The sequence below is a fragment of the Microbispora bryophytorum genome (assembly GCF_043197435.1).
GTDB lineage: Bacteria > Actinomycetota > Actinomycetes > Streptosporangiales > Streptosporangiaceae > Microbispora > Microbispora bryophytorum.
The window spans coordinates 183,997-202,100 of sequence record NZ_JBICTF010000002.1 but is presented as its reverse complement, the minus strand read 5'-3'; the positions used below and the strand labels follow the sequence as shown (position 1 = coordinate 202,100).

Here is an 18,104-nt window from a genome sequence, read left to right as displayed (position 1 = left end):
TCCGCGACTCGTGTGATGAGACTATCGCACTGCTAATCCGATTTAGCAAACCTGAGTCATGGGGCGTCCGGTATGTGCCGGCGGGTCCCCGAGCAATCAAGGAGACGCAGATGTCGCGTCGAACTCGCTGGAACGGGGCCGCACTCGCGGTCGTGATGGGGGGAACGCTGGCGGCGGGCTGCGGGGCGCCCGGCGGCGACGCCCCCCAGCCGGAGGCCACCGGCGCATCCCTGGCGGCCGCGCCGACCTGTGGCACGGCGCCGGTCACGTTGAACGCCTACATCGAGACCGGCTTCCCCCTGCCGAAGGAACTCAGCACCGAGTTCTCCAAGCAGTACCCGAATGTCAAATGGAACATCCGCGAGGACCAGTTCGCGGTGATCACCCAGAACGCGCCGCGCGTCCTCGCCGACGATCCGCCGGACCTGATGCGGCTTCCGCAGGTGTCGGAGCTGGTGAAGAACAACCTGCTGAAGAACCTCGACGGCTACGCGAAGGCGTTCGGCTGGGACTCCTGGCCCGCCTCGCAGCTGGAGCAGATGCGGCTGGCCCCCGGCGGGAAGACCCGCGGCGAGGGATCGCTGTACGCCATGGGGCTGAACTTCAGCATGACCGGTGTGTTCTACAACAAGAAGCTCGCGGACAAGATCGGCATGTCGTCCCCGCCGACCACCCTGGCCGAGCTGGACGACGCGATGGCGAAGGCCAAGAGCGCGGGCATCACCCCGATCGCCCAGTTCAACGGCGGGGCCACCGGCGGTCTCGCCTTCCCGCTGCAGGACCTCATGGCCTCGTACGGTCCCTCGGGGCCGATCAACGACTGGATCTACCAGAAGCCGGGCGCCACGATCGACACCCCCTCCAACGTGCAGGCGACGCAGCACCTGGAGAAGTGGATCAAGGCCGGGTACTTCTGGAAGGACATCAACGCCGTCGACTACGCGACGATGATGAGCCGCTTCATCAAGGGCGAGGGCCTGTTCTCGTTCAACGGCGACTGGGAGTCGGGGAACCTCGACAAGCAGATGGCGGGCAACGTGGGCTTCTTCCTGATGCCGCCGGTGCAGCAGGGCGGCAAGCAGGCCGCCATGTCGGCGCCCCTCACCTACGGGATCAGCTCCAGGGCGAAGAACGCCGACTGCGCGGCGTTCTTCCTCAACTGGGTGGCGACCGACCCGAAGGCGCGTGAGATCGGCGTGAAAATCGGCGGGTCGCACCCGATGGGCCCGGCGGACGCCCCCATGCCGGAGGTGGCGGAGGGCACGGTCACCGCGAGCACCCTGGACGCGGGGGCGAAGATCGCCCAGGACAACGGCTCGATGGACTTCATCGCCAACGCCACCGGCGCGATCTACGCCAAGAGCTGGACGCCCCAGTTGCAGAAGCTGGTCGCCGGGCAGCAGACCCCGGAGGAACTGCTGAAGTCGGTGCAGAGCGACTACACGAGCCAGGTCGGGGGGAGCTGAGCACCGATGACACGGCCGACTCCCGACAGCGCGGTCGATTCCCCCGCGACCCGCCCCGGGCCGGCAGCCGTGACGAGGAAGCGGAGCCCCGCCCGCGCGGGCGGGCTCCGCACGCCGAGTCGGGTCGGCTGGCTGTTCGTGGCTCCGGCGCTCATCGTCTACGCGGTCTTCGTCCTACGGCCGATCGTTCTCACCGTTCAGTACTCGCTGTATCGCTGGGACGGTATCGGCCCGTCCACCTGGGCCGGACTCGGTAACTACGCCAAGGTGTTCACCGACCCCGACCTGTTCGCCTCCATCCTGAACGCGGTCAAGCTGATCGCCTTCTTCAGCGTGATCCCGGTCGTGCTGGGTCTGGCGATCGCCTCGACGATCCGCCGGATCGCCGCGAGTCGGCTCGCGCTGGTGGCGCGGACGGTGCTGTTCCTGCCGCAGGTCATCCCGCTCGTCGCCGCCGGCATCGCCTGGAGCTGGCTGTTGTCGTCGACCGGGCTGGTCAACCAGCTGCTCGGGTACGTCGGGCTCGACGGCGTGGCGCGCGCGTGGCTGGGCGACTTCTCCACGGCCCTGCCGGCGGTCGGCGTGATCGGGGCGTGGGTGCTGCTCGGCCTGTGCACGATCCTTCTGCTGTCCGGCATGAGCAAGATCGACCCGTCGCTGTACGAGGCGGCCCGGATGGACGGAGCAAACTCGCTGCGCGAGTTCGTCTCGATCACCGTGCCCAGCCTGCGGCAGGAGATCGGTGTCTGCGTCACGGTGACCGTGATCGCGGCTCTGGCCAGCTTCGACATCGTCTACGTCTCCACCCAGGGCGGGCCGGGGAACGCGACCATGGTCCCCGGACTGGAGATCTACTACCTGGCCTTCTCGGAACGGCAGGTGGGCATGGCGTCCGCGCTGGCCGTCGTGCTCATGCTGCTCGTCATCCTCGTCGCCCTTCCCATCCAATGGCTCACCAAGGACAGGTCCTAATGATCGTCGGACGTCGAGAGGCCTGGACCGGAAGGCTGCTGCTCGTCCTGCTGATGGCGGTCACGCTCATGCCGTTCCTCAGCCTGTTCGTCACCGCTCTGCACCCGTCCGGCAGCTACCCGTCGGGCCTGGAGTGGCCGAGCGACCCGCAGTGGGGCAACTTCGTCAAGGCCTTCCAGGCCGCGCGGATGATCGAGCTGATCAAATCAAGCGTGCTCATCGTGCTCGGCGTGGTCCCCCTCTCGTTGCTCCTCGGGACGCTCGCGGGTTTCGCCATCGGTCACCTGCGGATGGCGGGACGGAACCTGGTGTTCCTCGTGTTCGTGCTCGGGCTGACGCTGCCGTTCGAGGGCATCATCACGCCGCTGTACTACCAGGTGCGCGACATGGGGCTGCTGAACACCCGGTGGGCCATCATCCTGCCGCTCATCGGGCTGTTCATGCCGTTCGGGGTCTTCTGGATGCGGGCGCACTTCGTCAACGTGCCCGAGGCGCTGTCCGAGAGCGCGCGGATAGACGGCGCGAACGTGTGGCAGCTCTTCTGGCGCATCCACGTCCCGCTGGCCATGCCGGCGCTGTCGTCCCTGGCGATCCTGCTGTTCCTGTGGACCTGGAACCAGTTCCTCCTGGCGATCGTCCTCGTCGACGACCCGTTGAAACGGACGATGTCGGGAGCCCTGGGCGCCTTCCAGGGGCAGTGGGGAACCGACATGCCGCTGCTGTGCGCGGGATCGCTCCTGATCCTGACCCCCACGCTCGTGATCTTTCTCATCTTCCAGCGCCGCTTCGTCACGGCTCTGCTCCAGGGTTCTTTGAAGGGGTGACGCGCGTGGACGGAACTGCCCTGTTCTACGGGGGGATCGAAGCGGGCGGGACGAAGTGGGTGTGCGCGGTCGCCGACGCCGAGGGAGGCGTTCTCACGACCGAGGTGATCCCCACGACCACACCGGAGACGACCATCGGCGCCGCGGTGCGGTTCTTCGAGGACCATCCGCCGCTCGCCGCGCTCGGCGTCGGCACCTTCGGCCCGGTGGACGTGCGACCGGGTTCGCCGACGTACGGCCACATCCTGGCCACGCCCAAGCCGGGCTGGGCGAACGTGGACGTCGTCACCCCCTTCCGCGCCGCGCTGGACGTACCCGTCCGCCTGGACACGGACGTCAACGCCGCGGCGCTGGGGGAATGGCGGCGGGGTGCGGGCGCGGGGCTCGGCACGCTCGCGTACATCACCGTGGGCACCGGCATCGGCATGGGGGCGGTGGTGAACGGCGGGCTCGTGCACGGGCTCCTGCATCCCGAGTTCGGGCACATCCGCATCCCCCACGACCTGGAGAGGGACCCGTTCGAGGGGAGCTGTCCCTTCCACGGCGACTGTCTCGAAGGGCTCGCGTCGGGCGAGGCGATGCGCCGGCGCTGGGGGCGTCCGGCCGAGTATCTGGACGACCCGTCGGCCTGGGAACTCGAAGCCGAGTACGTCGCCCTCGCCGTCATGAACCTGACCTACGCGCTGTCGCCCGAGCGGATCGTCGTGGGCGGGGGCGTCGCCAAGCACCCCGCGCTGCTTCCGGCCGTGCGGGCGCGGCTGCTCACCCTCACCGCCGGCTACCCCGGGGCGCCGGTGCCCGTCGGCCCCGCGGCGATGGGGGAGTACGTCACCGGCCCCTCCCTCGGCGACCGCTCGGGAGTGGCCGGGGCGGTGGAACTCGCACGCGCGGCACGGGCCGCGCCGAACTGACCCCGGTTCTGCTGACGCTTTTCTGATGACGCTTTCTGTGACGCGCCGGGAAACGGCCCGCGCGACTGAGTTGGAGGTTCTTCGCATGGCTCCATGGGGGCGGCGAGACGGCACGCCCGGACCGGAGATCCGGTCCGGCGCGTACGAGGTGCTCGCCGGCGGGCGGCGACGTGACGGGGGGACCGCGTGAACGGCGAGCCCGCGCGCTGGACGCGGGAGCACCTCGCCGCGCCGGCCGGCGACGCGGCGACGACCGCACCGGTCATCGGCCTTCCGGCGCCGCCGCGCGTGCTGCCGGACGACGACATCTGGGATCTGTGGCCGATCCAGGAGGAGGACGGCTCGACGTCCGTGGTGCGCGGCAGTGAGTTGTGGATGGCGCTTTCCGCGCCCGCCCTCGGCCACCCGGAGGAGCGGCACGACCGCGCCCGCCTCCGGCTGCTCGCCAAGGACGGCGACGGCTGGACCGACCTCGGTCACGCCTTCGCCGACGGAGTCTCACCGGGCAGTCGCGAATGGTCGGGATCGGCGGTCCGCAGACCGGACGGCACGGTGTCGGTGTTCTACACGGCCGCGGGCCGGCGAGGGGAGGCCCGCACGACGTTCGCCCAGAGCGTCGTCGAGGCCCGCGCCCGGCTGGTGACCGACGGCGGCCGAATCCTGCTGGACCAGGCGGCCGAGCACACGGAGGTCCTGCGCTCGGACGGCGTGACGTATCTGCCGGCCGACGAGGTCGAGGGAGGACCCGGGCGCATCAAGGCCTTCCGCGATCCTGGGTGGTTCCGCGACCCCGCCGACGGGCGCGAGTATCTGCTCGTCGCCGCGTCCGTCGCGGCGTCCCCCGGCGCGGACCACGCCTTCATGGGCGCGGTGGCCCTCGCCGCCGCGACCCCGGACGGCTGGTCGCTGCGGCCGCCGCTCCTCGTGGCCGACGGAGTCAACCACGAGATCGAACGGCCGCACATCGTGGCGCACGGGTCGTCGTACTACCTCTTCTTCTGCACGCATCGTCACTCGTTCCACCCGCCGGGAAGCGCGCCCACCGGGCTCTACGGCTTCGTCGCCACCAGCCTCACCGGGCCGTACACGCCGCTGAACGGCTCGGGGCTCGTGCTGCGCAACCCCCCGGAAGAGCCCGACCAGGCGTACGCCTGGGTGGTCCTGCCCGACCTGAAGGTCGTGGGCTTCGTCAACTACCGCTCCACCGGAGTGACGGATCCGTGGCAGGCTGAGGCCGCCGAGGCGAGGGCCGCCTTCGGCGGGACGATCGCGCCCGTTCTCGAACTCACCCTGCACGGAGCCGCCACCTCTCTGGTCGTTCCCGTGTCCACGGGAGCGGGGCGTTGAGCACGTCGCGCGGCGCGGCGGCGGGAGTGGCCGCGGCGTCCGCCGTCGCGGCCACGGCGGCGGCCACGGTGGCGGTCTCGGTGGCGCGTCGTCACCATACGCTGTCGGCCGTCGCGCCGGAGCTGAGGACACCCGCGCTGTGGCTGCCGCGCCCGATCACCGGCAAGTGGAGCCTGTCCCGCGCCCGGCGGCGCTCGCGCCTGGCGACGGACCCGGTCGCGGGGGTGGCGATCACGCGGCACGACGTCCCCGGCGGACGGGACGCCTTCGTGTACGAGCCGCCCGGTCACCGGCGCCCCGGCGGGGCGCTGCTGTGGATCCACGGGGGCGGCACGATTCTCGGCCACCCGGAAAGCGACCACGAACTGTGCAGCCGCATCGCCCGCGACCTGCGGATCGTGGTGGTGAGCCCACGCTACCGGCTCGCTCCGGAGCACCCCTTCCCCGCCGGGTTCGACGACTGCTTCGCCGCGCTGCGCTGGCTGCACGACGCCGCCCCCGCGCTCGGCGGGGAAGGCACGCGTGTCGCGGTGGGCGGAGCGAGCGCCGGCGGCGGGCTGGCGGCCTCGGTCGTGCAGAAGGCGCACGACCACGGGCTGCCGGTGGCGTTCCAGATGCTCCTCTATCCCATGCTGGACGACCGTACGGCGCTGGTGCGCGACCATCGGGGACGTGGCAGGGTCGGATGGACGCGGCGCTCCAACACGTACGCCTGGACCTGCTATCTCGGTCGCGGGCCGAGTGTCGCCGAGTCCCGCCCGTACGCCGCGGCGGCCCGCCGGGAGGACCTGCGCGGTCTGCCGCCCGCGTGGATCGGCGTCGGCGACCTCGACCTGTTCTACGCGGAGAACCTGAGCTACGCCGAACGGCTCAGGTCGGCCGGCGTGCCTGTCGACCTCGTCGTCGAGCCGGGCATGTATCACGGCGCAGACTTCGACCACCACGCGACCGTGCCGTCCATGCACGCGTTCCGCCAGGGCATGCTCGACGCCCTGGCCGCCGGGCTCGCGCTCGGCCCGGCGGCCGAACGGTCATGAGGGAGCAGCGGCGCCGGTGCGTTCGTCCGGGTGTTCGTCAGGGTGTTCATCCGGGCGTTCGTCCGGGCGCGCGGCGCCGCGGGTCGCCCAGAGATAGACCAGGGCGCCGAGGAACAGCACGATCGAGGTCCACTGGTTGATCCGCAGCCCCAGGAGCGTCACCGCGTGGTCCACTCCGCCCACCGGGTCGATCCGCAGCCCCTCGATCCAGAACCGCCCGAAGGTGTAGCCGGCGACGTAGAGGGCGAACAGGCGGCCGTGGCGCAGCGTGGACCGCCGGCCGGCGGGGATCAGTCCGAAACCGATCAGTCCGCACCCGATCAGTCCGAAACCGAGCGCCGCGTCCCACAGCGACTCGTACAGGAACGTCGGGTGGTAGAGCACGCCCGGCTCGCCGCCGTGCGCCTGGTCGATCTCCAGGCCCCACGGCAACGTGGTCGGGCCGCCGTACAGCTCCTGGTTGAACCAGTTTCCCCAGCGGGCGATCGCCTGCCCGAAGGCGATGCCGGGCGCGACCGTGTCGGCCACGGCGCCGAGAGGCAGCCCCCGGCGGCGGCAGGCCAGCCACACGCCCACGCCTCCGAGGGCGACCGCGCCCCAGATGCTGAGCCCGCCTTCCCAGACGAACAACGCCTGGTAGGGCTCCTTGACCGCGCGCGGGCCGAAGTAGGTCTGCCAGTCGGTGATGACGTGGTAGAGGCGGGCGCCGATCAGGCCGAAGATCACTCCGGGGACCGCGATGTCGCTGATCGCGCCCTTCTCGCCGCCGCGGGCGCGCCAGCGGCGCTCGCTGAGCCAGGTGCCGAAGACGATCGCGATGATGAAGCACAATGCATAGGCCCGGATCGGGATGAATCCGAGATACCAGACCCCTTGGACAGGGCTGGGGACCGAGGCGAGCGGCATGCCGGTGAGGCTAGTCAACGTGAGGCCACTCGGCCGCCTTCGTGACCTGATCGCAAGGCGCCGGGGGTGACGTAGAGGGCGAACAGCGGGGGCGGCGCCCGCTCGGGCGCCGCCCCCGGTGATCCTTGTCGATCAGGCGACGGTGCAGGGGCTGCCGTTGAGGCTGAAGGCGGTGGGCTTGGCGGCGTTACCGGTGTGGGTGGCCTGGAAGCCGACCTCGGTGGAGGCTCCGGGGGCCAGCGACCCGTTGTAGCTCATGTTTCTCGCCGTGACCTGTCCGCTGGTGGGGGAGTAGGTGGCGTTCCATCCGCCGGTGATGGTCTGTCCGCTGGGGAGGGTGAAGGCCAGCGACCAGCCGTTGACGGCCGAGGAGCCGGTGTTGGTGATGGTGAGGTTCTCGGTCAGGCCGTTGTTCCAGGCGTTGACGGTGGCGCTGACCCGGCAGGCGCCCGATCCGCCGCTGGGCGACGCCGACGGAGAAGGCGACGCCGACGGGGACGAGGAGGGCGATGCCGACGGGGACGCGGACGGGGACGCCGACGGCGACGCCGACGGGGACGGTGAAGGAGACGCGTTGGACTGGAACTGCGTGAAGAACTTCCACACCTCTGCCGACGTCCAGGTCCTGGCACCGCTGGTCGAGGTGGACCCGTCGTTCGGAGAGGGGGTGTGGTCCCCGTCGAACGCGGCCCAGACGACCGGGTAGCCGGCCCGGCATCCCTGGTAGGCGGTGATGATGTGCGTCAGGCTGCCCTGCGATGGCTCTCGCGGGCTCATGGGGGTGCAGCCGTTGTTCGAGACGAACCTGTCGCGCAGCGACCGTCCCTGGGAGATGTTGAGCACCGAGTCGTGGATGCCGTGAATTCCCATGTACGCGACGGGCTGAGTGCCGCCGTTGCACCCGCTGAGCTGCGCGCCGGAGTAGACCGCGACCGCACGGAAGATCGTCGGCCGGGCACAGGCTTCCGCGAAGCTCATCGCACCGCCGTAGCTCCACCCCATGGCGAAGCGCTGCGACGTGTCGACGCAGAGATCGCTCTCGACACGCTTCAGCACGTCGTCGGTGAAGGTCAGGTCTTCACCGTTGGAGTTGCCCCAGCCGTTGTTGATGCCCTGGGGTGCGATGAAGATCGTGCTGTTGTTCGAAAGCTGCTTGAGCCCGTAGTAGGCCCAGACGGATCCGTCCGATCCGCCCGTGTCGACGATCTGGGCGGTGCCGTTCAGCCAGTGATACGCGAAGATCAACCGGTACGGGCGGTTGTTGTCGTAGTTGTCGGGGATTCTGAGGATCCAGCTGCGACTCTTGCCGCTGGTCGTGATCGTCTGTGAACCGCTTCTCAGCGTCGGGGTCTTGCCGCATCCGGCGGTCGCCGCCGCCGCGGCGGCGGCGCTGATCGAGGACGGCGTGGTCGCACCGAGGCTGTCACTCAGTGCCATGCGTCCTGTACCCAGGACGAGGACCGCGGCGGCCGCGATGGCGGTAAAGATGGATCTCTGTCGCAACTTCACGCAACTCCCTTTGCCGTTCGAACAATCGACAGATGTCGATGGGGAAGCAATTGGGTTTTCCTTCAATTCGGTGGAGCGTCCGCGGCCGGCAGGTGCGTGCCGGCCGTACGGCCTCCCCGGACGGATTCGAACGCTAAGTGAGCCCACCGTCCGTCGACCCGGAGGAGCGCGGCGACCGACCGGCGTCGGCGTGTACGCGCTCGCCCCTTTCCTTGCTGGAAGAGCAAGGCGAGTTCAGCTGTCCGTCAGCGTCGGCATGGCCCTGCCGTGTTCTCTCCTCGGCGGTGCGCTGGAGAACGCGGCGGAATTCGTCCTGGCGTCGAGCCATGATTGTTAGCGCTAACAGCAACGGAGGGCGACCAAGTGCTCCTCTCTGCCGGGCGACTGGAGGTGGTGGTGAGCCGGAGCAAATAAGAAGTCATGAGATCTGTCAACGATCTCGACTTCTCATCGTCGTCCTTCGCCTGCGACCGTTCGTTCCTTCGGTTGTGACCAGGGAAGAAGTCGCGGCTGCCATTGACGCCGCGATGAAAATTACATCGTCTGACGCTTCGCGCCCGCGGCGACGAGACCGTTCGTTTCCCCACGCGGACAGAGGTGGCCGGGGGTGGCCGGGGGCGTGCCGGGGGCGTGCCGGGCGGTAGAGAGGTCAGGCGACCGGGCCATCCCCGGGCGGGACCCTGCGGGCGGAGGCCGCGAGCCGATCCGCGAGCGCGGCGACGAGGTCGCGCAACTCGTCCGGGCGCTCGATGACGAACGGCCGGTCGAACGACGCGAGCAGTGGAGGCAACCAGTCGAGCCGCTCGGCTCGCAACTCGACGCGGAGCCATCCCTCGGCCGCGGGATCCGCGCCTTGCGTGGGCGCAGACTCCTCCACGGTCGCGACGCCGGCGGGAAGCCGGACGCGGATCTGCTCGACCGTTCCCTGCATCCGCAGGACCACTCGATGCCGATACGGAGCCGTCGCGAACCCTGACAGGACGTGCTGCGCCGGATCGAACCCGGCGGGCGGCTCGAACGAACCGGGCAGCGCCCTCGCGTCCGCGATGCGATCCAGCCGGAAGGTCCGGTCCTCGCCGATCGCGGGATCCGCACCGGTGACGTACCACCGGCCCGAATGGGCGACGAGCCCGTACGGATGCAGCGTGCGTTCGCTGCGCCGGCCGTCGGCGGCGGTGTACCTGATCGAGATCGGCCGGTGATGGCGCACGGCATCGGCGACGCAGAGCAGGACCGCGGTCTGCGGGGTGGCGAACTCGCCGGGCGGAGCGGTGAAGGCGAGGGATTCGAGCACCGTGTCGAGCTTGTGGGCGAGCCGCTTGGGCAGGACCCGCCGGATCTTGGCCGCCGCCGTCTCACTCGCGGTGCCGGTGGTCGTCGTCAACCCCGACCGGCGACCGGCGACCAGGCCGAGCAGCACGGCGAGCGCCTCGTCGTCGCTCAGCATGAGCGGAGGCATGCGATATCCGGGGGCGAGCCGGTATCCGCCGTAGCGGCCGCGCACCGACTCGACGGGCACGTCGAGGTCGACCAGGTGGTCGACGTACCGCCGGACGGTGCGCTCGTCGACACCGAGCCGGTCGGCGAGCTCGGCCATCGTCCGAATGCCACCCGACTGCAGGAGCTCCAGCAGCGTGAGAACGCGATGAGTAGGTCGAGCCACGTCCACAACCTAAGGGACAATACTGGGCGGTTTCTGTCCGGTATTCGCCCTAGTGTGCCATCGGAGAACGACCCGACCAACCAGGGAGATCACCATGGACTTCGTATCGATCCGCATCATCACGGGCGACGTCGCGCGCCTCGTGGACTTCTACGAGCGAGCCACGGGAGTGGAGGCCAAGCGGTACAGCGAGGACTTCGCCGAGCTCAGGACGGCCTCCGCCACCCTCGCGATCGGCAGCACCCGCACCGTCCCGTTCCTCGCCTCCGGCGCCGCCCGGCCGGCCGGCGACCAGCGCGTGATCATCGAGTTCCTCGTCGACGACGTGGACGGCGTGTATCGGAACCTGTCCGGCTTCGTCGAGGAGTTCGTCCAGGAGCCCACCACGATGCCCTGGGGCAACCGGTCGCTCCTGCTGTCCGACCCCGACGGCAACCTCGTCAACTTCTTCACTCCGGTCAGCCCGGCCGCCATCGAGAAGTTCGCCCGCTGACGACGGCCCTGAGGGGACTTCAGCGTTCGGGGCGGCGGATGCCTTCGAGCACAAGCGTGACGTGTCTGCGCCAGCCGGCGGCGTCGGTCATGTTCGCCATGGCGCCACGGGTGATGAGGACGAAGTCGTCGGCGCGGAAGTCTTCGCGCAGGCGGCCGGCGTCGACGGCGCGCCGCACGATGCGTTCGGTGATCGCCGAGAAATCCGTCTTCTCCGTGGCGATGTCGTTCCAGCGCGGCTCTTCCGGGCCGAGGAGCGCGAAGCGGAACGCGGCGTCGGCCTGTGCGGACTCCAGGTAGCCGTAGAGCAGCGTCTCGAACGCCGTCCAGGGATCCTCGGCCTCGTCGGCGGCGCGGGCGAGGGTGGCCATCGCCTCGAACCGGCGGCCGATGATCGCCGCGAGTAGCGCCTGCTTGTCGGCGAAGTGCCGGTAGAGGGTGCCGACACCGAGGCCCGCGCGCTCGGCGATCTCGTCCATCTGTACGGCGTCGCCGCGCCGGGCGAACAGCTCACCGGCGGCGTCGAGGACGGCTTCGCGGTTGCGCCGGGCGTCGGCGCGCAGCGAACGTTCGGGAGCGGTCATGGTCATTCCACTGTAGTTGACGGTGCGCGGCGATGGTCTTTATATTCGGAACCGGAATTCAGGTTCAGGTTAGAGGAGATCCGATGATCGTCGTCACCACACCGACAGGACAGATCGGCAGCCGGCTGGTCCGCCGGCTGCTCGACCAGGACGAGGAGCTACGGGTCGTCGTCCGCGACGCCTCGCGTCTGGACGACACGGTCCGCGAGCGGGTCGAGACCATCGAGGGCTCCCACGACGATCCGGCCGTGCTCGACAAGGCGCTGCCCGGGGCCGAAGCGCTGTTCTGGCTCGTCCCGCCGAACCCGGCGGCCCCGAGCGCCGAGGAGCACTATCTGCGTTTCGCCCGGGCGGGCGCCGACGCCGTCGCCCGCCACGACGTCGGCCACGTCGTCGGGGTCTCCAGCGCCGGGCACGGCTGGCCGGCCCCGGCCGGCGTCCTGTCGGCGGCCTTCGCGATGGACGCCGAACTCGGCAGGTCCGGTGCGGCCTACCGGGCGTTGTCCATGCCCTTCTACATGGAGAACCTCCTCGGGCAGCTCGACGCGATCCTCGGGCAGGGCGCGTTCTCCCTGACCTGTGCGGGTGACCTGCCGCTGGCATCGATCGCGACGCGGGACATTGCGGGCGTGGCCGCCGATCTGCTCACCGATCTGTCCTGGACCGGGCAGGAGAACCTCCCCGTGTTCGGCCCCGGCCGGATCACCCCCGACGGCATGGCCGAGGTGATCGGCCGGGAACTCGGGCGCCCGGTCGCCTACCGTCGCGTGAGCCTGGACGACTACGCGTCGTTCCTGCGCTCCCGAGGCGCCGGCGACCAGGCGGTCAAGGATCTGACCGAGGCGTTCGCCGCACAGGACCACGGCATCTACGACGCGGACTGGGCGATCGCCGCGCCCACGTCGACGGACTTCCGCACCTGGTGCAGGGAAGTGCTCAAGCCCGCCGCGGACGCCCGGGCATCCTGATTCGGCGACGCGGGCGACGCATCGAGCACCATCTCGCCGAGGAGGTCTCCACGGCCCGGCTCAGACGCCGGGGCGTACGGCGGCGAGGAAGCTGCTCCTCCAGTAACCGTCGAGCTTGTCGATGTTGACCACCGCGCCGCTGTGGGGGGCGCTGATCACCTTCTTGTGCCCCACGTACATGCCCACGTGGCCGCCGCCGCTGGTGAAGATGAGGTCGCCAGGCTTGAGGTGCGCCAGGGAGACCCTCTTCTTTGCGGCGCTGAGCATCGACCACGTCGTACGCGGGAGCTTGACGCCCGCCTTGCGCCAGGCGAACTGGACCAGCCCGGAGCAGTCGAACGCCCGTGGGCCCGTGGCGCCCCACACGTACGGATCGCCGAGCTGCTTCTTCGCCACCTCGACGGCGTGCTCGGCCTTCTCCTGCCGGAGGGCCGACCTGGTGAGCTTCCTGTTCGCGGAGGCCTCCGCCGCGGCCGGCGCGGGAGCCGCGCCGTCGTACAGGGTGGTCGCCGTAGCGGGGGGCTCGGGAGGAACGATCGCCGGGGCGGCCGAGGGCGGGACTGTCACCGCCGCAGACGCGGCGGCCGCGGGCAGTGCGCTCAATGCCCCTACGGAGGCGGTGAGCGCTGCGCTACTGATAGTGACGCAGGCAATGCGGAGCAGAGGGGTGGAGTTGGTGAACAGGGGATCTCTCCCTAGGGTCTTCCGCTTGCGCCTACCGGGTTAGCTGACGGATTCGGGCAGGGAAGTCGCCCTACGGCGCTGGCGCGCCGATTCACCCCGGACCTTCACCGAAGGTCGATTGGTTCCCCGGCTCCGCGCCTCCTTGCCGGCGCGGACTCGGCGTCACCGGCGCCCAGGGGGGCGGAGAGGGCGGGGCGGCCGGTGACAGTGGATGGTCGTTTCGAACCACGACCGGGCCGGTCTCCTGACAGCGGCACGTGGACCCGGTCGTTGGGCAAGGAAACTACCAAGAGCCCCATATTGGTGCAAAGAGTATGAAAAGGATAAAGATCGCACAAAGGGGATGAAATCAATAAAACCGCAGGCCAGGGCGGCTGTGGAAGGCGAGTGTGACGCTCGTCACACTCGCCGAGTGTCCTGCGGGCCACCAGGGCGCGCGCCTGGTCCGCGACCGGCTCGCGGGGATGACGTGTTCGCCTTTACCGCTTTACCGCGTACGCCAGAGCGTGCCGTCGGCCGAGGGGTCGTCGGGGTCGCCCTGCGGCACGGTGAAGCCCGCGCCCCACAGCGTCGTCGTCCCGGGCCTGCGCGCGATCGAGAACAGGACGGCGTCGGTGCCGGCCTTCCGGGGAACCGGGGCGCTGCGCCACGTCGAATCCGTGACGTGCCACAGAGTGGAGTTCCAGTTGCTCTGCACGATCCACACGCCGCCCTTGCCGTCGGGCTCGACCTCCGTGTAGGGCTGCGCGTTGCCGGCGCCGATCGAGGTGGTCCATGAGCGGCCGTTCCAGTGCATGACCAGGGTGCGGCTGTAGGTCACGTCGTCCCCCTCGTCGTCGGCGCCCTCCCAGCTGACGCCGCCGACGGCCCACACGTTGCCGGGGTTCACGACGGCGATGTCGTTGAGGACGGCGGCGGCGCCGGGAGCGGGAAGCGTGATCGCGGGGGTGGGCACCGCCGCCCAGGACCTTCCGTTCCACCGCATGATGGCGGGGCGGTCGCCCTTGGTCCCCGCCGCCCAGACGTCACCGGCCCTGTACGCGTCGACGGCGGCGGCGCGGGCCGGCAGCCGGACGCTCTTCCACGAGGACCCGTTCCAGTGCCTGGCCGAGGCCGAGGACTCGGCGACCGCCCAGACGTCCTTCGCGCCCGTTCCGTCGGCGTCCGTCGCGGCGAAGCCGCCGCCGAGCGAGGCGGTGGTCCACGCGCGGCCGTTCCACCGAGCGGCCTTGCCCGGGCCGAAGACCCATACGTCCCTGTCCGAGGTGGCGGTCACGGCCTTCAGCTCGTACGGCGGGCTGCCGGGGATCACCTTCCACGATCTTCCGTCGAACCGCTGCACCAGGCCCCGCTGCCCGCCGTTCACGAGCCGGTGACCGGCCGCCCACACCGACCCGCTGCCCAGGGCCGTCACGTCGTTGAGGACGTCGTCCCCGGGCAGGGTGTTCACCCTGGTCAGCCGCCACATCGGCGCGCTCTCCCCGGCCTGGCGTCCTTGGTGGGTCACGCCTGAGGCCGCTGTGCCCGGCATGCACGCCAGGCCGAGCGCCGTCATACCCGAGACGAACACGGTACGCACGATGCCTTCCCCTTCCGCTCACCCGTACGACGTCTGGCGGAGGGGGGGCCGTTCACACGGATCCGCCGAGGATCCCGGCCCCGGCGCCGGGGGCTACGAGGCCGGCGTCCGGTAGTCCCTGATCGTGATCGCGGTCGCGGCCCTGCGGATGGGCCCGGTGACGCGCTCGATCATGCGGTCCTTCCCGGGCAGATGCGGCATCAGCCGCAGCATCAGCATCTGGAAGCGGATCTGTGCCGCGGACTTCAGCACCATGCCCTTGAGGTTGTTCGCGGCGAGCTTCTGGTTCTCCTCCGCGAAGTGCCGCATCTCGCGCTCGTAGGCGGCGAACCCCGCCGCGTGGTCCCCCGCCGCCTCGGCGAGGCAGCCGGCGAGGACGTACGCGCCGACCAGGGCCAGGCTGGTGCCCTGGCCGGACGCGGGTGAGGCCGCGTACGCGGCGTCGCCCACGAGCGCCACCCGGCCCGACGACCAGCGGTCCATGCGCACCTGGCTGATCGAGTCCAGGTAGAAGTCCGGTGCGTCCCACATCGCGTCGAGGAGGCGCGGAACCTCCCAGCCCTGGCCGGAGAAGAGGTCGGCGAGCAGCTTCTTCTGCTGGACGGCGTCCCGCCGGTCGTACTCCACCGGTGGTGAGGGGAAGAGGAATATCGCCTTCGCGTCGTCGCCGCGCCCGGTGCTGTACATCCCGGTGCTCTTGCCCGGTGCCGGATACATCATCTCCGTACGGTCCAGGCCGAGATGGTTGGGCACCGTGAAGATCGAGATGTGGTGCCCGAGGTCGTGGACGAACCGGGACTCCTCGCCGAAGGCCAGCGCGCGCACGGTGGAGTGCAGGCCGTCGGCGCCCACCACCAGGTCGAACGTACGCGTGGGGCCGTTAGCGAAGGCCACCTCCACGCTCTCGGAGGTCTCCCGCAGGGCCGTGATGGAGTCGTCGAAGACGTATTCGACGCCGTCTCCGGCCGCCGTGTGGAGGAGCCGGGTCAGGTCGCCGCGCATGATCTCGACGTCGTCGCCCTCGCGGCCGCCGAACAACTGGGCGCTCATCGTGCCGATCTGCCGGCCGCGGGCGTCGACGAAGCGGGCGACCCGCATGTCCGTGCTGTGCCGCCGCACCTCGTCCAGCAGGCCCATGCGGGCGGCGACGTCGAGGGCCGCCCCCCGAATGTCGATCTTGTAGCCGCCGTCCCGCGGCGAGGGCGCCCGCTCGACGACGGTCACCGCGAAGCCGTGCTCGCGGAGCCAGAAGGCCAGCGTCAGCCCGGCGACGCTCGCGCCGGAGATCAGGATGTTCGCCATGCCGTGAACTGTACAAGCGTCTAAGTCATTCGTCTAGTACGGATGTACAAGACGTTTGTGCTGGCATGGGCTAGGCTCTGGCCATGGGAAACCGGGAAGATCTGCTCGCGGGCGCCAAGCGGTGCCTGATGGAGAAGGGATACTCCGGCACCACCGCGCGTGACATCGCGGCGGCCGCCGGCACGAGCCTCGCCGCCATCGGCTATCACTTCAGGACGACGAAGGCCCTGCTCGACGCGGCCCTCATCGAGGCGATGGAGGAATGGGGAAAGGAGATCGAGCAGACGCTCGCCGCCGACGCGGCACTCGACGGCGCGCCCGCGCAGCGATTCGAGGCGACGTGGACGCGGATCATCGAGTCCTTCGACAGGCTGAGACCGCTGTGGGCCATCCAGTTCGAGCTCATCGCCCAGATGGACCGGCTCCCCGAGCTGCGCGAGGCGTTCGCGACCGCCAACCGGCAGGCGAAGCTGGGCCTGGCGGCGATCTTCGAACACCTCGATCCGGCCGCGGACGAACGCAGGGCGATGGCGGTCGGCGCGTTCTACCAGGCGCTGCTGGGCGGGATGGCGGCCCAGTGGCTCGTCGATCCCGAGGAGGCTCCGTCGGCCCGCGATCTCCTCGACGCACTGCGCACGATCGGCGCGGGGCTCGGGACGGAGTGACAGGCGCAGTGACAGGCGCAGTGACAGGCGGAGTGACAGGCGGAAACCTGGCTCCGCCGCTCGCGGCCGGCCGAGCGGCGCATGGGCGCGCTCCTCGGCCGGCCTTCCGGCGGACGCGTCAGTCCGTCGCGGTCAGGGGTCCGTCGGCGTGCGGAACCCGCTCGGCGGGGATGACGCCGAGGCGGCCCGCCTGGTAGTCCTCCAGCGCCTGGACGATCTCGGCGCGGGTGTTCATCACGAACGGCCCGTAGTGCGCGACCGGCTCGCGGATCGGCCGCCCGCCGAGCAGCAGCACCTCCAGGTTGGGCTCGGCCTGGGGCTGGGCGGTGTCCGCCGCCAGGGTCAGCGACCCACCCGCGCCGAAGGCGGCCAGCTGCCCCTTGCGGACCGGCCGCCGCTCGGCGCCCACGGAGCCCTGCCCGGCCAGGATGTAGGCGAGGGCGTTGAACTCCGGGTTCCACGGCAGGTCGAGCCGGGCGCCGGGGCTGACGGTCGCGTGCACCATCGTGATCGGGGTGAACGTGACGCCCGGGCCGGCGTGCCCGTCCAGCTCCCCGGCGATCACGCGCAGCAGCGCGCCGCCGTCGGCGGAGGCGAGCAGCGCCGCCTCTCGTGCCCGGATGTCCTGGTAACGGGGCAGGTGGAACTTGTGCGCGCGAGGAAGGTTCACCCACAGCTGGATGCCGTGGAAGAGCCCGCCCGAGACCACCAGATGCTCCGGCGGCTTCTCGATGTGCAGCAGCCCGGCCCCGGCGGTCATCCACTGGGTGTCGCCGTTGGTGATGGTGCCGCCGCCTCCGTTGGAGTCCTGGTGCTCGAAGACGCCGTCGATGATGTAGGTGACGGTCTCGAAGCCGCGGTGCGGATGCCACGGGGTCCCCTTCGGCTCCCCGGGGGCGTACTCGACCTCGCCCATCTGGTCCATGTGGATGAACGGGTCAAGCATCGCCTGCGGCACTCCGGCGAACGCGCGGCGTACGGGGAAGCCCTCGCCCTCGAAGCCGCTGGGCGCGGTCGTCACCGAGCGAACGGGTCGTGGTGCCGTGACGGCGGGATCCGGTGCGGCGACGCGGGGGAGCGTCAGGGTGTCGGCGGTGACAGCGGGCATGGCCGCCCTCCTAATTGAATCTTCAACTTCCGTTCGCCTTGAACCATCCGAGATCGCCGAACATTCCCGCCCGCGGATCGCACTGAC

Annotated in this window: 17 protein-coding genes and 1 riboswitch; of the genes, 9 read left to right on the top strand and 8 right to left on the bottom strand. The window is 70.2% G+C overall.

The genetic code is table 11. The features are described 5' to 3' along the window. Window positions 1–110 precede the first annotated feature (110 nt). From ACGFIB_RS05790 to ACGFIB_RS05765, 6 genes are all read left to right on the top strand, one after another. Entirely contained in the window at window positions 111–1,466 is a 1,356-nt protein-coding gene (locus ACGFIB_RS05790; protein WP_142567526.1) for an ABC transporter substrate-binding protein, read from the top strand. Between the two features lie 6 nt (window positions 1,467–1,472). After that, complete coding sequence (locus tag ACGFIB_RS05785; RefSeq protein WP_357262882.1) at window positions 1,473–2,438, top strand: carbohydrate ABC transporter permease; 966 nt, start codon at window positions 1,473–1,475, stop codon at window positions 2,436–2,438. Beyond that, window positions 2,438–3,262: a carbohydrate ABC transporter permease gene (locus ACGFIB_RS05780; protein ID WP_142567524.1), complete on the top strand. Its 825-nt coding sequence runs from the start codon at window positions 2,438–2,440 to the stop codon at window positions 3,260–3,262. The genes ACGFIB_RS05785 and ACGFIB_RS05780 overlap by 1 nt, the downstream gene beginning before the upstream one ends. 5 nt (window positions 3,263–3,267) lie before the next feature. Next, window positions 3,268–4,173: an ROK family protein gene (locus ACGFIB_RS05775; RefSeq protein ID WP_357248024.1), complete on the top strand. Its 906-nt coding sequence runs from the start codon at window positions 3,268–3,270 to the stop codon at window positions 4,171–4,173. Window positions 4,174–4,359: 186 nt separating this feature from the next. Further along, entirely contained in the window at window positions 4,360–5,520 is a 1,161-nt protein-coding gene (locus ACGFIB_RS05770) for a glycoside hydrolase family 68 protein (protein WP_393368805.1), read from the top strand. After that, window positions 5,517–6,557, top strand: a complete 1,041-nt coding sequence (locus ACGFIB_RS05765) for an alpha/beta hydrolase (RefSeq protein ID WP_393368802.1) — start codon at window positions 5,517–5,519, stop codon at window positions 6,555–6,557. Before ACGFIB_RS05770 ends, ACGFIB_RS05765 begins: the two co-directional genes overlap by 4 nt. On the opposite strand, the gene lgt is transcribed toward ACGFIB_RS05765, so the two are convergent. From lgt to ACGFIB_RS05745, 3 genes are all read right to left on the bottom strand, one after another. Beyond that, the gene (gene lgt, locus ACGFIB_RS05760; protein WP_393368800.1) at window positions 6,552–7,463 is read right to left on the bottom strand and encodes a prolipoprotein diacylglyceryl transferase; all 912 of its coding nucleotides are present in this window, start codon (window positions 7,461–7,463) and stop codon (window positions 6,552–6,554) included. The two genes, ACGFIB_RS05765 and lgt, sit on opposite strands and share 6 nt — an antisense overlap. Before the next feature lie 132 nt (window positions 7,464–7,595). Next, window positions 7,596–8,900 (bottom strand): cellulose binding domain-containing protein, encoded by a 1,305-nt coding sequence (locus tag ACGFIB_RS36695; RefSeq protein ID WP_409348761.1) that lies wholly within the window; start codon window positions 8,898–8,900, stop codon window positions 7,596–7,598. Between the two features lie 721 nt (window positions 8,901–9,621). Beyond that, window positions 9,622–10,635, bottom strand: a complete 1,014-nt coding sequence (locus ACGFIB_RS05745) for a helix-turn-helix transcriptional regulator (protein ID WP_393368797.1) — start codon at window positions 10,633–10,635, stop codon at window positions 9,622–9,624. A gap of 94 nt (window positions 10,636–10,729) precedes the next feature. On the opposite strand from ACGFIB_RS05745, the gene ACGFIB_RS05740 reads away from it, so the two are divergent. Continuing rightward, the gene (locus ACGFIB_RS05740; protein ID WP_142567518.1) at window positions 10,730–11,128 is read left to right on the top strand and encodes a VOC family protein; all 399 of its coding nucleotides are present in this window, start codon (window positions 10,730–10,732) and stop codon (window positions 11,126–11,128) included. A 19-nt stretch (window positions 11,129–11,147) separates the two neighbouring features. On the opposite strand, the gene ACGFIB_RS05735 is transcribed toward ACGFIB_RS05740, so the two are convergent. Continuing rightward, window positions 11,148–11,711, bottom strand: a complete 564-nt coding sequence (locus ACGFIB_RS05735; protein WP_142567517.1) for a TetR/AcrR family transcriptional regulator — start codon at window positions 11,709–11,711, stop codon at window positions 11,148–11,150. Between the two features lie 83 nt (window positions 11,712–11,794). Here ACGFIB_RS05735 and ACGFIB_RS05730 point away from each other — a divergent pair, with 83 nt between their 5' ends. Beyond that, a complete protein-coding gene (locus tag ACGFIB_RS05730; RefSeq protein ID WP_357262859.1) occupies window positions 11,795–12,679 on the top strand; it encodes an NAD(P)H-binding protein in 885 nt (294 codons plus the stop codon). Between the two features lie 60 nt (window positions 12,680–12,739). On the opposite strand, the gene ACGFIB_RS05725 is transcribed toward ACGFIB_RS05730, so the two are convergent. The 3 genes from ACGFIB_RS05725 to ACGFIB_RS05715 form a co-directional block, all read right to left on the bottom strand. After that, complete coding sequence (locus ACGFIB_RS05725) at window positions 12,740–13,246, bottom strand: C40 family peptidase (RefSeq protein ID WP_357248000.1); 507 nt, start codon at window positions 13,244–13,246, stop codon at window positions 12,740–12,742. Window positions 13,247–13,376: 130 nt separating this feature from the next. Next, window positions 13,377–13,535, bottom strand: a riboswitch (cyclic di-AMP (ydaO/yuaA leader). 315 nt (window positions 13,536–13,850) lie between these two features. Next, on the bottom strand, window positions 13,851–14,942 hold the full coding sequence (locus ACGFIB_RS05720) for a hypothetical protein (protein ID WP_393368792.1): 1,092 nt from the start codon (window positions 14,940–14,942) through the stop codon (window positions 13,851–13,853). Between the two features lie 93 nt (window positions 14,943–15,035). Continuing rightward, the gene (locus ACGFIB_RS05715) at window positions 15,036–16,244 is read right to left on the bottom strand and encodes an FAD-dependent monooxygenase (protein ID WP_393368790.1); all 1,209 of its coding nucleotides are present in this window, start codon (window positions 16,242–16,244) and stop codon (window positions 15,036–15,038) included. An 83-nt stretch (window positions 16,245–16,327) separates the two neighbouring features. Between ACGFIB_RS05715 and ACGFIB_RS05710 the strand changes: the two genes are divergently transcribed. After that, a complete protein-coding gene (locus ACGFIB_RS05710) occupies window positions 16,328–16,909 on the top strand; it encodes a TetR family transcriptional regulator (protein ID WP_393368787.1) in 582 nt (193 codons plus the stop codon). Window positions 16,910–17,027: 118 nt separating this feature from the next. Here the strand turns inward: ACGFIB_RS05710 and ACGFIB_RS05705 are convergent, their stop codons facing one another. Next, complete coding sequence (locus ACGFIB_RS05705) at window positions 17,028–18,017, bottom strand: pirin family protein (protein ID WP_357247990.1); 990 nt, start codon at window positions 18,015–18,017, stop codon at window positions 17,028–17,030. Between the last annotated feature and the right edge of the window lie 87 nt (window positions 18,018–18,104).